Below are 567 nucleotides of genomic sequence, written 5' to 3'. Positions count from 1 at the left end.
CAGCCCTTCGCGGTTCAGGTGCGCCCAGCCGTAGAACTGGCAGGTCGCCAGCTCGACGTCGTCGGCATCCAGTTGGATCGCCAGTTCGATGATGCGGTCGATCTGGCCGATATTATGGCGATGCAACACGAAGTTGAGCACCATCGGGTAGCCGAGCGCCTTGACCGCCCTGGCCATTGCCAGCTTCTGCTGAAACGCCCTGGCGGAGCCCGCCAGCGCGGCGTTCAACGTTTCGTCGCTGGCCTGAAAACTGATCTGAATATGATCCAGCCCGGCGTCGGCGAAGGTTTGCAGTTTCTTCTCGGTCAGGCCGATGCCGGAGGTGATCAGGTTGGTGTAAAACCCGAGATCGCGCGCGGCGGCGATCAGCTCGGGCAGGTCTTTACGCACCAGCGGCTCGCCGCCGGAGAAGCCGAGCTGCACGCTGCCCATCGCCCGCGCCTGGCGAAACACCTCTATCCACTGCGCGGTGGTCAGCTCTTTTTCCTGCGCGGCAAAATCGAGCGGGTTGGAGCAGTACGGACACTGCAGCGGACAGCGGTAGGTCAGCTCCGCCAGCAGCCAGAG

At 63.3% G+C, this 567-nt stretch carries 1 protein-coding gene; it reads right to left on the bottom strand.

The window, feature by feature from the left end:
* On the bottom strand, nt 1-567 hold a 567-nt coding region (locus ACJ8QF_RS25080), incomplete at both ends, for a radical SAM protein (RefSeq protein WP_442537991.1).

Source organism: Serratia sp. CY81684 (assembly GCF_052166595.1).
In the GTDB taxonomy this organism is placed as follows: domain Bacteria; phylum Pseudomonadota; class Gammaproteobacteria; order Enterobacterales; family Enterobacteriaceae; genus Serratia; species Serratia nematodiphila.
The sequence above is the reverse complement of the archived record's forward strand: the minus strand, read 5'-3'. Positions and strand labels throughout refer to the sequence as shown.